At 39.6% G+C, this 12,346-nt stretch carries 16 protein-coding genes; 12 read left to right on the forward strand and 4 right to left on the reverse strand.

The genetic code is table 11. The features are described from left to right. Positions 1-51: 51 nt before the first annotated feature. Complete coding sequence (locus JFU24_RS24820) at positions 52-192, reverse strand: sporulation histidine kinase inhibitor Sda (protein ID WP_201185876.1); 141 nt, start codon at positions 190-192, stop codon at positions 52-54. Positions 193-656: 464 nt separating this feature from the next. Here JFU24_RS24820 and JFU24_RS24825 point away from each other — a divergent pair, with 464 nt between their 5' ends. Genes JFU24_RS24825 through JFU24_RS24860 form a run of 8 tightly spaced genes read left to right on the forward strand, consistent with a single transcriptional unit; the run spans position 657 to position 5,669 of the window. Continuing rightward, positions 657-1,178, forward strand: a complete 522-nt coding sequence (locus JFU24_RS24825; RefSeq protein WP_201223622.1) for a YqeG family HAD IIIA-type phosphatase — start codon at positions 657-659, stop codon at positions 1,176-1,178. Next, positions 1,175-2,284: a ribosome biogenesis GTPase YqeH gene (yqeH, locus tag JFU24_RS24830; RefSeq protein ID WP_376102761.1), complete on the forward strand. Its 1,110-nt coding sequence runs from the start codon at positions 1,175-1,177 to the stop codon at positions 2,282-2,284. The genes JFU24_RS24825 and yqeH overlap by 4 nt, the downstream gene beginning before the upstream one ends. Positions 2,285-2,303: 19 nt before the next feature. Continuing rightward, on the forward strand, positions 2,304-3,146 hold the full coding sequence (gene aroE, locus JFU24_RS24835; protein ID WP_201185874.1) for a shikimate dehydrogenase: 843 nt from the start codon (positions 2,304-2,306) through the stop codon (positions 3,144-3,146). After that, positions 3,140-3,430 carry a ribosome assembly RNA-binding protein YhbY gene (gene yhbY / locus JFU24_RS24840; protein ID WP_053347027.1) on the forward strand — a complete coding sequence of 97 codons (291 nt, stop codon included), beginning with the start codon at positions 3,140-3,142 and terminating at the stop codon, positions 3,428-3,430. The genes aroE and yhbY overlap by 7 nt, the downstream gene beginning before the upstream one ends. Before the next feature lie 11 nt (positions 3,431-3,441). Continuing rightward, positions 3,442-4,011 carry a nicotinate-nucleotide adenylyltransferase gene (locus tag JFU24_RS24845; RefSeq protein WP_053347026.1) on the forward strand — a complete coding sequence of 190 codons (570 nt, stop codon included), beginning with the start codon at positions 3,442-3,444 and terminating at the stop codon, positions 4,009-4,011. Further along, complete coding sequence (gene yqeK, locus JFU24_RS24850) at positions 4,001-4,573, forward strand: bis(5'-nucleosyl)-tetraphosphatase (symmetrical) YqeK (RefSeq protein WP_201250661.1); 573 nt, start codon at positions 4,001-4,003, stop codon at positions 4,571-4,573. The genes JFU24_RS24845 and yqeK overlap by 11 nt, the downstream gene beginning before the upstream one ends. After that, positions 4,573-4,929 (forward strand): ribosome silencing factor, encoded by a 357-nt coding sequence (gene rsfS, locus JFU24_RS24855; RefSeq protein WP_057218744.1) that lies wholly within the window; start codon positions 4,573-4,575, stop codon positions 4,927-4,929. The genes yqeK and rsfS overlap by 1 nt, the downstream gene beginning before the upstream one ends. Beyond that, the gene (locus JFU24_RS24860) at positions 4,926-5,669 is read left to right on the forward strand and encodes a class I SAM-dependent DNA methyltransferase (RefSeq protein WP_201223624.1); all 744 of its coding nucleotides are present in this window, start codon (positions 4,926-4,928) and stop codon (positions 5,667-5,669) included. Before rsfS ends, JFU24_RS24860 begins: the two co-directional genes overlap by 4 nt. Before the next feature lie 102 nt (positions 5,670-5,771). Here JFU24_RS24860 and comER read toward each other — a convergent pair whose 3' ends face one another. Beyond that, positions 5,772-6,602, reverse strand: coding sequence for a late competence protein ComER (gene comER, locus JFU24_RS24865; protein WP_223305467.1), 831 nt, complete (start codon positions 6,600-6,602; stop codon positions 5,772-5,774). A 105-nt stretch (positions 6,603-6,707) separates the two neighbouring features. Between comER and JFU24_RS24870 the strand changes: the two genes are divergently transcribed. The 3 genes from JFU24_RS24870 to JFU24_RS24880 all read left to right on the forward strand — a co-directional run bounded on the left by JFU24_RS24870 (position 6,708) and on the right by JFU24_RS24880 (position 10,317). Beyond that, a complete protein-coding gene (locus JFU24_RS24870; RefSeq protein WP_309557896.1) occupies positions 6,708-7,349 on the forward strand; it encodes a helix-hairpin-helix domain-containing protein in 642 nt (213 codons plus the stop codon). Between the two features lie 83 nt (positions 7,350-7,432). Beyond that, positions 7,433-7,993 carry a ComE operon protein 2 gene (locus JFU24_RS24875; RefSeq protein ID WP_053347022.1) on the forward strand — a complete coding sequence of 187 codons (561 nt, stop codon included), beginning with the start codon at positions 7,433-7,435 and terminating at the stop codon, positions 7,991-7,993. Positions 7,994-8,010: 17 nt separating this feature from the next. After that, positions 8,011-10,317, forward strand: coding sequence for a DNA internalization-related competence protein ComEC/Rec2 (locus JFU24_RS24880; protein ID WP_201223626.1), 2,307 nt, complete (start codon positions 8,011-8,013; stop codon positions 10,315-10,317). Positions 10,318-10,394: 77 nt separating this feature from the next. Here the strand turns inward: JFU24_RS24880 and JFU24_RS24885 are convergent, their stop codons facing one another. Next, positions 10,395-10,529, reverse strand: a complete 135-nt coding sequence (locus JFU24_RS24885; RefSeq protein WP_081108861.1) for a YqzM family protein — start codon at positions 10,527-10,529, stop codon at positions 10,395-10,397. 343 nt (positions 10,530-10,872) lie between these two features. Here JFU24_RS24885 and holA point away from each other — a divergent pair, with 343 nt between their 5' ends. After that, positions 10,873-11,886: a DNA polymerase III subunit delta gene (holA, locus tag JFU24_RS24890; protein WP_056528604.1), complete on the forward strand. Its 1,014-nt coding sequence runs from the start codon at positions 10,873-10,875 to the stop codon at positions 11,884-11,886. Between the two features lie 81 nt (positions 11,887-11,967). Here holA and rpsT read toward each other — a convergent pair whose 3' ends face one another. After that, positions 11,968-12,234, reverse strand: a complete 267-nt coding sequence (gene rpsT, locus JFU24_RS24895) for a 30S ribosomal protein S20 (RefSeq protein ID WP_034308554.1) — start codon at positions 12,232-12,234, stop codon at positions 11,968-11,970. Positions 12,235-12,346: the final 112 nt, after the last annotated feature.

Genomic DNA, 12,346 nt, shown 5'->3' on the forward strand with positions numbered 1-12,346 from the left:
TCAAATAAAAATAAGAAGGCTGACATGTTTTGTCAGCCTATGTATTTCATTTTAAAATATTGATCGGATTTTATGTGTCAAAGATCTTCGATGAATTTCCGTTTCTATGAGGCGGATGAAATCGGTACTTAACTTTAAATATTGCGCTTTAAAATAGGATTCCAGCAACAGATCATCAGATAGTTTTTGCATCAGAACGCCATTTACGGCTGCTCACCTCCAGTAGGGATTGCGAGGAATATTTTTGTAATTACTTGCATATATTAGTAGGTCATCCATGATGTACCCCTACTGTATCAGAAATAAACGTAGAGAACAATCGTTCTGTTATCCACAGTTGAAAGTGGATAACCTGTGGTTAAGTTGTTTACAAGGTGAACGAATAGATACACAACAGTATGGAAAATGTTAGTAAAGTTATCCACAGGTCAGGTTAATGAAATTTTTGTCGAATTCTTTTAGTAATAATTAGTTCTTTCGTCTGTTCAGACAGTTGGATTTTCTAGTCTTTTCGAAAAATGCCTTTCCATATTAGAAAACTTACATTATGATGATTTTTTACCGATAGCCCTTCGTTCCTAATTTTTTTTGAAAGTAAGCCAAAAATTCGATATGATGGAGACGGTAAATTTTATGAAAACTATAGAGGTGTCAATATGCTTAAATTATTTTTGCCGAGTGAACATGTTAAAAGCATTTTTAATATAGATCCTCAAGATTTGAAAAAAAGAGGGATTAAGGGAGTTATTACTGATTTAGACAATACACTCGTTGAATGGGACAGGCCAACCGCTACCCCTGATTTAATCAAATGGTTTGACAATATGCGGGACCATGGAATTTTAGTGACGATTGTGTCCAATAATAATGAAAAACGGGTACGTGCTTTTTCCGATCCGCTTCATATTCCATTTATTTTTCAGGCTAGAAAGCCGATGGCGAAAGCTTTCCATAAAGCCCGTAAGGCGATGGGATTGAAGGTAGAGGAAACAGTGGTAATCGGCGATCAGTTATTGACGGATGTATTGGGCGGAAATAGAGGTGGGTTTCATACCATCCTAGTGGTCCCTGTCGCACAGACTGACGAATTCAGAACGAAAATCAATCGTTATTTTGAAAGAAAGATTATGGCGTTTTTTAAACGAAAAGGAATGATAGAATGGGAGGATCACAATTGAACAATCATCAAGAATTAGTGTGCATCGGCTGCGGCGTTAAGGTCCAGACGGAAGATCCGAAGGAATTAGGCTTTGCGCCTAAATCAGCACTTGAAAAAGAGAGCATTGTTTGTCAGCGCTGCTTTAAACTGAAACATTATAACGAAGTTCAGGATGTTTCCTTAACAGACGATGACTTCTTGAAAATCTTGAATAAAGTAGGCGAAACTGATTCATTAATCGTCAAAATCGTCGATATTTTTGATTTCAATGGAAGCTGGCTGCCAGGCCTTCATCGCTTTGTAGGCAGAAATGATGTTCTTTTAATTGGTAATAAGGTGGACTTACTGCCCAAATCAGTAAAGCCGAACAAATTGATTAATTGGATGAAACAATCTTCGAAGGAACTGGGATTGAATCCGGTTGATGTTCTCCTTGTCAGTGCCGAAAAAGGAAAGCACATTCTTGAAGCTGCTGATGCGATTGAACGGTATCGTCAGGATAAAGATGTCTATGTTGTTGGCTGTACGAATGTTGGTAAATCGACTTTCATCAACCGTCTTATTAAAGAGGTGAGTGGTGAAGGGGATATCATCACGACTTCTCATTTTCCAGGCACAACTTTGGATATGATTGAAATTCCTCTAGATGATGGACAGGCCTTGATCGATACACCAGGAATCATTAATCATCATCAAATGGCTCATTATGTAGATAAACGTGATTTCAAGGTGATTATGCCGAAGAAGGAAATCAAGCCGAGAGTGTATCAGCTGAATGAAGAGCAAACGCTATTTTTCGGCGGTTTGGCTCGGTTGGACTATGTTTCGGGTGGCAGACGCTCGCTGACTTGCTATCTTTCGAATGAATTAAATATCCACCGGACAAAACTGGAAAAAGCGGATGAATTATATAAAAATCATGCAGGAGAATTGCTGACGCCTCCGCGTCCTGAACAGATGGAAGAATTTCCGAAGCTTGTTCCTCATGAATTCTCCTTAAAAGATGGTAAAATGGATATTGTGTTTTCAGGCCTTGGCTGGGTAACTGTCAATGAACCAGGTGCGAAGATCGTTGCGCACGTTCCAAAAGGTGTGAACGTCATAGTTCGAAAATCTTTAATCTAAATATAGGGGTCGTCTGTCTATGAATAAGATATATGGGGTAATAGGAGATCCAATTGCGCATTCGATGTCTCCGGACATTCATAATGATGCATTTGAAAAAGAAAATATAGAAGCGGTTTATCACCATTTTCATGTAAAACCAGAGAGCTTGATTGAAGCGGTACAGGGTATGAAAGCCCTTGGTGTAGCAGGGTTTAACATCACGATTCCTCATAAAACTACGGTCATCCCACTTCTTGATGAAGTAGATGAACTGGCCCTTGCAATTGGGGCGGTTAATACAGTTATTAACGAAAATGGACGATTTATAGGGTATAATACAGACGGAATAGGATTTTATAAATCTTTATGCGATGAAATATCAGGTGACATTAAGGCTAAAAAAACGTTAGTGATCGGAGCGGGCGGTGCTGCACGTGCGATTTATTTTACTCTTGTAAAAGAAGGTGTAAAGCACGTTGATATTGCAAACCGGACAAAGGAAACAGCAGCCCACCTTGTTTCTGATTGCCCATATGATAAAGAATCAAAGGCGCTCACGATTGCCGAAGCGGAAGAAGGCTTATCACAATATGATTTAATCATCCAAACAACTTCTTCTGGAATGAGTCCGCACATTGAACATTCTCCGTTGAAGTTGGACCAGTTGAAGGCTGGTGCATTTGTCAGTGACATCATCTATAACCCTTTGCAAACGAAATTGCTTCGTGAAGCGAGGGAAAAAGGGGCGGAAACGCAAAATGGTGTTGGTATGTTTGTCTACCAGGGTGCGCTCGCTTTTGAGATATGGACGGGCATCATGCCTAATACAGCAAGAATGACAGATATTGTCTCGAACAAACTAGGAGGTAACACATGTTAACAGGTAAACAGAAAAGATTTTTACGATCAAAGGCCCATCACCTAAATCCAATTTTTCAAGTTGGAAAAGGCGGTGTTAATGATAATCTCATTAAACAAATTGGTGAGGCGCTAGAAGTACGCGAACTAATCAAGGTTAGCATATTGCAAAACTGTGAAGAAGACCGTAATGATGTGGGTCTTGCATTATCAAAAGGGGCAAGAGCAGAATTGGTTCAAATTATCGGTAACACAATTGTGTTATATAAAGAATCAAAAGAAAACAAACAACTTAAACTACCTTAAGGAACCTATCTATGAAAAAAATTGGAATTCTTGGCGGTACATTTAATCCTCCTCATATCGGTCATTTAATTATAGCTAATGAAGTGCTGGATGCTCTAGAGTTAGATGAAATTAGATTCATGCCAAATCATGTTCCTCCTCACAAGGAAAAAACGGAGGAAGTAACCGATATGGACAGGTTGGCTATGTTGGAAAATGCCATAGCTGGACACCCATCTTTTTATATTGAGGATATTGAAATAGAAAGAAAAGGCACATCCTATACGTATGATACGATTAAATTGCTGAAAGAACGCGAACCAAGCAATGAATTTTATTTTATAATAGGTGCAGATATGATTGAGTATTTACCTAATTGGCACCGGATCGACGAGCTTATGCACCTAGTCAATTTTGTCGGAGTGAAACGTCCCGGCTATAATGAAAAGACAGAATATCCAATCACGATGGTGAAGGTTCCACAAATGTTCATTTCTTCCTCTATGATACGAAGGAAATTGCGAACAGGAAAAACCGTGAAATATTTAATAGCAGATCCAGTGGTGAAGTATATTAAAGGGAATGGTTTATATGAATCGTGAGAAAGCATTAGCGCTCGTCAAAGAACAAATAACCGAGCGCAGGTATATTCATACGTTGGGCGTGGTCGAGTCAGCAATAGAACTTGCCGAATTGTATGGTGCAGATGTCAAAAAAGCGGAACTGGCAGCTATTTTCCACGATTATGCAAAATTTCGTCCAAAAGAGGAAATGGAACAAATAATAATCTCTGAAAAAATGGCGCCGGATTTACTTGAATTCAATATGGAACTGTGGCATGCTCCTGTAGGGGCTTATCTGGTAGAAAAAGAAGCCGGGATCACTGACCGTGAAATATTGGATGCGATTGCCTATCACACATCAGGCAGGGTCGGTATGAGCCTTTTGGATAAGGTCGTATATCTTGCTGACTATATTGAGCCTGGGCGTTCTTTTCCTGGAGTCGACGAAGTAAGGCAGACAGCAAAGGAAAACTTGGATCGTGCTGTCATTCAAGCTTTAAGGAATACAGTTGTATTTTTAATGAAAAGAAATCAGGCAATTTACCCTGATACATTTAAGACATATAATGATTTAATCATGAATTTGAAGGAGAAGATGTAATGACTGAACGTGAACTTCTTGTAATTGCAGCAAAAGCGGCAGACGATAAAAGAGCGGAGGATATCGTTGCTCTAAATATGCAAGGTATTTCTTTGGTGGCGGATTACTTTTTAATCTGTCATGGTAATTCTGAAAAACAAGTACAAGCTATTGCTCGAGAAATGAAAAGCAAAGCAGACGAATCAGGGATCAATGTAAAACGCCTTGAAGGTTTTGACGAAGCGAAATGGGTACTTGTAGATCTTGGAGATGTTGTAGCCCACATTTTCCATAAGGATGAAAGAAACTATTATAACCTTGAACGTTTATGGGGAGATGCACCTTTTGAAGATCTAGAGAGTGAATTGACTCCATGACTTACGAACGCTTTGCCTATGTATACGATGAATTGATGAAGGACGCTCCATATGAAAAATGGCTGATGATCCTGACGGCGAAGCTGGAACAGTACGGAATTGGTGGAAGGAAAGTCCTGGACTTAGCATGCGGCACAGGGGAAATAACAGTAGAACTGGCGCAGCATGGATTTGATGTCTCTGGTGTAGATTTGTCTGATGAAATGTTGATGGTTGCCAATGAAAAAGCGGCGAAGCTAGGGTTATCGATTCCCTTTTTTCAGCAGAATATGGCAGAACTCGAAGGGCTTGGTCTATATGACTGTGTCACGATTTTTTGTGATTCGTTGAACTATCTTCGTGAGGAAGCGGATATTGTAAAAACGTTCTCCAGGGTGCATGAACATCTGAAGGATGGCGGATTATTTTTGTTTGATGTTCATACTATTTATAAGATGGAAGAAATCTTTCACAATAATACGTTTGCCGTCAATGATGAAGAGGTCTCCTATATTTGGGATTGCTTCCCGGGTGAAGAAGAATACAGTGTTGAACATGATTTAAGTTTTTTCGTGAGGGACAATGATAGTGGCTTGTACGACCGTTTTGATGAGTTGCATTATCAGCGTACCTATCCGGTTGAGCAATATAAAAAATGGTTGCAACAAGCAGGTTTTGAAGTTTCTGAACTTCTGGCGGACCTTGAAGAAGCACCGGTCGGTAAAGAAACCGAAAGAATCTTATTTGTAGCCAGAAAATAAATCAAGGGGTCAGGCCTCCTATCGTACATCACTGTGCGAAAGGATGCCTGACCCTTTATTTTTTTATATTTTTAGAAGGAGAATAGATTTCGGATGCGAATATTAATAAGGATGGCCAAATTGTTTTTCAACCTCGTGAAGATCTTCTGCGAATTTTTCGTGTGTCGCTTGAAACAGATGATGAAACATTTCTCCGGTTTCAGCTTCTAAAACCTTAATTCCTTCCCCTGTGATCCCACCTTTTACGCAAACCTTTTCCTGTAAGGTCGGTAATGTGTAAACTCCCTTACCAAGCAATTCACCTAACCCAATCAGCATGTTCTCGGTCAAAGTCGTTGCGGTTTCTTTATCTATCTTCGTTGTTTGACAGGCGGCTTCAATAAAAGCTTGTGCTAAAAAGCTAAAGAAGGCAGGTCCGCAGCTTACAATGTCGGAAGCTACCCGGGTGATATCATTTTCAATGATGACCGGTGCCGATATGGCAGATGCCAGATTAAATAAGGATTGCTGTGTCTCTTTGCTGCACCCTTTGCTGAAGCTCAGTAACGATACCCCTGATCCCACACGGTTCGTTATGCTTGGGATAAAACGGGCGCATGGAGCATTCACTTCTGATTCAAGCTGTGCCACTGAAAGCGGGCTTGTAATGGAGATAAGTAGTTGTTCTCTTTTTATATGGTGTTTGATGCCCTGTAAAAGGCTGTGAATTTGTAATGGTTTTACGCAGAGAAAAATAAAGTCTGCCTGTTGGACGATCTCGGCGGCGCTTTTCGCTACCTCGATACCGGGATGCTTTTCTTTCAGCACCAATGCTTTGGAGAGCGTTCTATTTGTAATGAGTAGATCAGCCGGATTTAGTATTTTAGCCTCCAGCCACGCTTCGATTAAAATCGTTCCCATATTGCCTGTTCCAATTACACCGATTTTCTTCAATACTTTCAACTCCTCTCACTAAAAGCGAATCTCCTAAAAACACTATGTATTTTTAATCTGTCCTATGACAATGTAATGTTCGAATTCAAAGAAGGAGGCTAAGAAGTGGATAAAATATTAAAAAAGAAAATGGCGATGATTGCCGCTGCAGTAGCTACTGGGGCGATAGGAGTTTACTTTTTCTTTCAACCTGGGAAGGAACTGGTTGAATCAGAAGATATCTTTGCAGTATCAGCAAACGATGGCATTGATGAAATGACAACTGAAACGAAGGCAGAACCTCTTATCATTAAAGTCGATGTTAAGGGAGCGGTACAGGCACCTGGTATATTTACTGCGGAGGCAGGTGACAGGGTGATTGATTTGATTTCGAAAGCGGGAAGTTTCACAGACAAGGCCGATAAGGATAAAGTGAATTTTGCCCAACTTGTTGAGGACCAAATGGTCATTTACGTACCCAAAATAGGTGAAGAAGGCATAGAACTTCCCGGAAATGCATCAGCCGCCTCGAGCGGAACTGCGGCTACTGGAGGGGCATCTGAGAGTTCAAGGGGCCAGGTTAACTTGAACACAGCCACAAAGGAGGATTTAGAAACCCTGTCTGGGATTGGCGCATCAAAAGCAACGGCCATCCTTGAATACAGAGATACGATAGGGAAATTCAAGCAGATAGATGAATTGAAGAATGTATCAGGGATCGGTGATAAAACATTTGAAAAATTAAAGGATTCTATTTCCGTAAAATGATTGATTGAATTCTCTACACAAATGGACAGGAAGAAGGTAAAATTGAAGAAAATCAATTTTATTAAGTAAAAGGGGACCACAACATGAACAGGATTAGCTGGGATCAATATTTCATGGCTCAAAGCCATTTATTAGCTTTAAGAAGCACATGTACACGACTAACTGTAGGCGCAACAATCGTTAGGGATAACCGGATTATTGCGGGAGGCTACAATGGTTCGATTGCCGGGGGAACGCACTGTATTGATGATGGTTGTTATGTAATAGATAATCATTGTATTAGAACGATACATGCTGAAATGAATGCACTTTTACAGTGTGCCAAATTCGGTGTGCCGACGGCAGAGGCGGAAATATATGTTACGCATTTTCCATGCCTGCAATGCTGTAAATCACTCATTCAAGCTGGAATCAAAGCTGTTTATTATGCAGAGGATTATAAAAACCATCCATATGCAATTGAATTGTTTGAGCAGGCTGGGGTCAAAACGGAAAAGGTTGAAGCAAGAGGAGCCATCGATGTATACGGAAAAGAAAAACAGGACTTTGTACGTTCGTTGCTAGGTCAACTAGAACAATCCGGTTTAGAGAAAGAAGCTGTGCTGGAGCTAGAAAAGGAGGCAAAACTGTTATTTAACAAATAATTAGACAGGGGGTTGGCATGGCAAGACAACTTCTCTTTTTAGCCGTTTCGGCCACGTTTGGCGTTTCGGCCCATTCATTTTTTAGTGTAAGACTTTTAATCGTTTTCCTTATTTTCCTCTGTTTTATTTATTATTCGAGTGCGGGTGAAGGGAAGACCCTTATACTTCATGTGGTGATTATGGGGATTTTTTTAGGGTCCGCTACTGCCTCCGAACATCGAAACATCTCTTCTTATCAGGGAACGGAAAGTCATTTTGTTATTACATTTACAGACCAACCGAAAATAGATGGAAATCTATTAAAAGGTTTCATCATCAGTGAACAAGGAGAACGGCTGATGCTTCGATATAAAATAGCCTCCGAACAAGAAAAGGAAAAGCTTGATCAGTATCTTCGCATCGGTTTATCTTGTCCGGCCGAGGGAAATCTGCAGGTTCCTGACAAACACCGTAATGAAAATAGCTTCGATTATCAACGTTATCTCCTCCAGCAAAACACTCATTGGATATTTAAAGCGAGTTCTATTTCTTTTTCGAAATGCAAAAAGGTTGGAAACTCGATTGTCGTTTCAATTCGAAATTTGCGGATGAAAGGAATTTCGTATATAAAAAAACACTTCCCAGAAGAATCGAGTGGATTTGTCACAGCCCTTATTTTCGGTGATCAGACGGATATCGATGAAGGGGATCTTACTAACTATCAGCGTCTAGGTCTTGTACATTTACTGGCGATTTCGGGACTTCATGTCAGTTTTTTAACGGGGATGTTGTTTTATCTTGGTATCCGCTTCGGAGTTACTCGCGAGAGAATGATGATTGCCATCCTTATCTTTCTTCCGATTTACATGATACTTTCAGGAGCAAGCCCGTCAGTGATGAGATCATGTTTGATGGCTATGGTATTCTTTTTGCTCATGCTTTTCAAGAAACGAATTTCAGCAGGTGCCACAATCGGTGCGGTCTATATGACCCTGCTATTTTTTCAGCCACTTATGCTCTATAATATTGGGTTTCAGCTTTCTTTCGCTGTCACCTTTTCAATCATTATGTCTTCGAAAATCTTTTTGCAGTACCCACAAAAGACACTACAACTTTTCATTGTCAGCTCAATCAGCCAATTGGCAGCCCTTCCGATTTTACTTTTTCACTTTTATGAAGTATCTTTCCTTGGTGTGTTTCTAAATGTACTGTATGTGCCTCTTTATTCCATCATTTTGCTGCCTTTTTCACTAATCACCCTCTTTATCCATCTGTTACTTCCTGTTTTAGGTCAACCCCTTATTTCGTTATTAAACTTCACCTTCCTGCTCAGTAATAGGGTCGCCGATGCTGCATCGAATCTTCCTCTTGCCTCCATTCCGTTTGGAAAACCACTTTTCATTATGATGTTGTTGCTTGTTGTTGCAGTTTTAGGACTGTTCCTGACTTGGGAGAAATCTTTTAGTAAATGTAAAATCTGGTGTGGAATAATGATTTTACTATTACTTTTTCAATACAATCTACAAAAGCTATCTCCATTTGGTGAAGTACAGGTAATTGATGTTGGACAGGGTGATTCAATTTTAATTACTCTTCCGTTTAACCGGGGAAATTACTTGATTGATACGGGGGGACAAATTACGTTTCCTATGGAAATGTGGAAAAAAAAGCGAAAGACTTATAATACGGCTGATGATATCATTATCCCGCTGCTGAAAAGTAAGGGTATTCACCATTTGGACAAGCTGATTTTAACGCATGCCGATGCTGATCATATAGGAAGTGCAAAAGACCTCATTGAAAATTTCAAAGTTAAGGAGATAGTTATTGGAGGTTGGAGTGAGGACGATTATCGAGATAAAGACTTTGTTTCCATTGCAAGAGATAAGAGGGTAAAAGTGACAGTCGTACAAAGGGGCGAACATTGGAAAGTTGGGGAAGCTGAGTTTTTCGTTCTAGATCCACATAAAAAAGAAGAAAATAAGAATGATTCATCCATTGTTTTATATACAGAGTTAGGGGGATTGTCCTGGGTATTTACCGGAGATATGGGGGAAGAGGGGGAAAAAGAATTGATGGATACTTACCCTCAGTTGCGGGCTCATATTTTGAAGGTCGGTCATCACGGCAGTAAGACTTCTTCCTCGAAGCCTTTTCTCGAACAATTGCAGCCAAAAGCAGCGCTTATTTCAGTTGGAAAAGAGAATAGGTACGGTCACCCACATGAACAAGTTATTGAGGCCTTGAAAGAATATAATATTTATTTGTTTAGGACGGATGAAGATGGTTCTATTATTTACAAGTATTACAAAAGTGAAGGAACCTTTCGGAAGACTATTCCATAGTATGTAGAAATCAAAAAGAAAGAGACTGCATCAGCAGCCTCCTTCAGGGAAAAATAAGTGCATTTTGAAAAATGAAATCAGGATCCGACTGCTTTAATGACGACAGCAATGGTGAACATGGCAGCGAAAAATACAAAAGAACCGATGAATCCCATAGCGGAATCAGCGACGTCATCAGTCTTTGATTGAACATTCTTTTCGAATTCGTTCATTGTTTACCCCTCCTATTTCTGCTAATAGTATAAAACATTACCAAAAAAAAATCTACAGGCCACATTTCTTCATTTCCTTTACTGACAAGAGTTGTCACAAATAGTTTGAAATTTTGAGGTCAAAATAAAGGTACAAACAAAGCAAGCGAAAAAGAAAAGTTCACTTTTTTGTTCTACATGAATACTTTACCCGCTTTCAAGGGAGTTTACCCGGGCCTTTCTTGAAAGTGTTCATATAGATCCGGAATTAGTCCTTTAGAGGGCTAGTTCCCTTTATAGCTTGTCAAATGGTTCATCCACCTATACCATTAGAGAAGAATACATAAAAAAGAGGCGGATTCTATTGGTATTAGACGTATGGAAAAGTATTAAAAAAGGGCAATTCGCGCCTGTATATTTGTTATATGGAACAGAAGCTTATTTAATTAATGAAACAAAGCAGCTTTTGATTGAGCATGTCCTTCACGAAGATGAAATGGATTTTAACTTTTCTCAATTTGATTTAGAAGAGACGCCGATTGAAACAGCGCTTGAGGACGTTGAAACTCTTCCTTTTATCGGGGAAAAACGCCTTGTCTTCATGCAAAATCCATTTTTTTTGACAGCTGAAAAAACGAAATCGAAAGTTGAACATAATGTAAAAAGACTGGAAGCGTATTTGGCTGACCCAGTTCCTTATTCTATTGTTGTTCTGACAGCTCCTTATGAAAAACTGGACGAACGGAAAAAGATTACCAAAGAACTGAAGCGTAATGCGGTTCTCGTTGAAGCGAAAAAGCTTGGCGATCATGAATTAAAGGCATGGGTTAAGGAGCGCGTTGCAGCTTATTCTGTCCAAATAGATGAACAAGCCACAGAACTTTTGCTCGAACTTGCAGGAACGAATCTGATGATGTTGACAAATGAACTTGATAAAATGGCACTTTATGTAGAAGCTGACAAACGAATTACCATTGAGGTTGTTGAAAAGTTAGTCGCTAAATCTCTAGAACAGAATATCTTCACACTTGTTGATCATGTTTTGCAGCGAAAAATGGAAAGTGCTATGACGATTTTTCACGATCTTCTTCGGCAGAATGAAGAGCCGATTAAAATCTTGAGTGTAATGGCCGGACAGATCCGACTTATGTATCAAGTGAAGGAGCTTTCGCGTCAAGGGTATAGTCAGCAAAAAATTGCAGGGCAATTGAAGGTGCATCCATACCGAGTAAAGCTAGCCCTAGAAAAAACGGGGAAATTCCAGGAACGCGAGTTGTTGAGTATAATGAACGATTTAGCTGAAGCGGATTATAAGATGAAATCGGGTCAAGCCGATAAGGCGATCACACTTGAGTTGCTGCTTTTGAAAATTAGATAACAATAAAAGGTGACAGAAATTCCTGTCACCTTTTTGGTGCGTAAAAAAAAACGATCCATAAGGATCGTTTAATTTTTGTCATTATGCGTTAAGAGCGTTAAGTCTTTTCGCTAAACGAGATTTTTTACGGGCTGCCGCATTTTTATGGATTAATCCTTTAGATGCAGCTTTGTCTAATTTTACAGCAGCTGTTAAAAGAGCTTCTTTAGCAGCTTCAACGTTTTCACCAGCTAATGCAACTTCAGCGTTTTTCACTGTAGTACGCATAGTTGATCTAACAGTAATGTTATGAACGCGTTTTTTGTCGTTGATTTTCACACGTTTAATAGCAGATTTAATGTTTGGCATTCCGTTCACCTCCTACAAAGAAATCGAGATTATATGAACTCGACTTTTCAAATCCATATCAAATAGCACAAGTGATATTCTATCAGACTGCTCATGAATATGCAATACTTCA

The organism is Peribacillus sp. TH27, assembly GCF_016650915.1.
Lineage (GTDB): Bacteria > Bacillota > Bacilli > Bacillales > DSM-1321 > Peribacillus > Peribacillus butanolivorans.

Bases quoted from the DNA above. Each gene is read 5' to 3' on its own strand.
- JFU24_RS24875 (WP_053347022.1), top strand. From the start codon at position 7,433: ATGAACAGGATTAGCTGGGATCAATATTTCATGGCTCAAAGCCATTTA.
- rpsT (WP_034308554.1), bottom strand. From the start codon at position 12,234: ATGCCAAACATTAAATCTGCTATTAAACGTGTGAAAATCAACGACAAA.
- JFU24_RS24845 (WP_053347026.1), top strand. From the start codon at position 3,442: ATGAAAAAAATTGGAATTCTTGGCGGTACATTTAATCCTCCTCATATC.
- JFU24_RS24825 (WP_201223622.1), top strand. From the start codon at position 657: ATGCTTAAATTATTTTTGCCGAGTGAACATGTTAAAAGCATTTTTAAT.
- yqeK (WP_201250661.1), top strand. From the start codon at position 4,001: ATGAATCGTGAGAAAGCATTAGCGCTCGTCAAAGAACAAATAACCGAG.
- yhbY (WP_053347027.1), top strand. From the start codon at position 3,140: ATGTTAACAGGTAAACAGAAAAGATTTTTACGATCAAAGGCCCATCAC.
- JFU24_RS24885 (WP_081108861.1), bottom strand. From the start codon at position 10,529: ATGAACGAATTCGAAAAGAATGTTCAATCAAAGACTGATGACGTCGCT.
- rsfS (WP_057218744.1), top strand. From the start codon at position 4,573: ATGACTGAACGTGAACTTCTTGTAATTGCAGCAAAAGCGGCAGACGAT.
- JFU24_RS24880 (WP_201223626.1), top strand. From the start codon at position 8,011: ATGGCAAGACAACTTCTCTTTTTAGCCGTTTCGGCCACGTTTGGCGTT.
- aroE (WP_201185874.1), top strand. From the start codon at position 2,304: ATGAATAAGATATATGGGGTAATAGGAGATCCAATTGCGCATTCGATG.
- JFU24_RS24860 (WP_201223624.1), top strand. From the start codon at position 4,926: ATGACTTACGAACGCTTTGCCTATGTATACGATGAATTGATGAAGGAC.
- JFU24_RS24820 (WP_201185876.1), bottom strand. From the start codon at position 192: ATGCAAAAACTATCTGATGATCTGTTGCTGGAATCCTATTTTAAAGCG.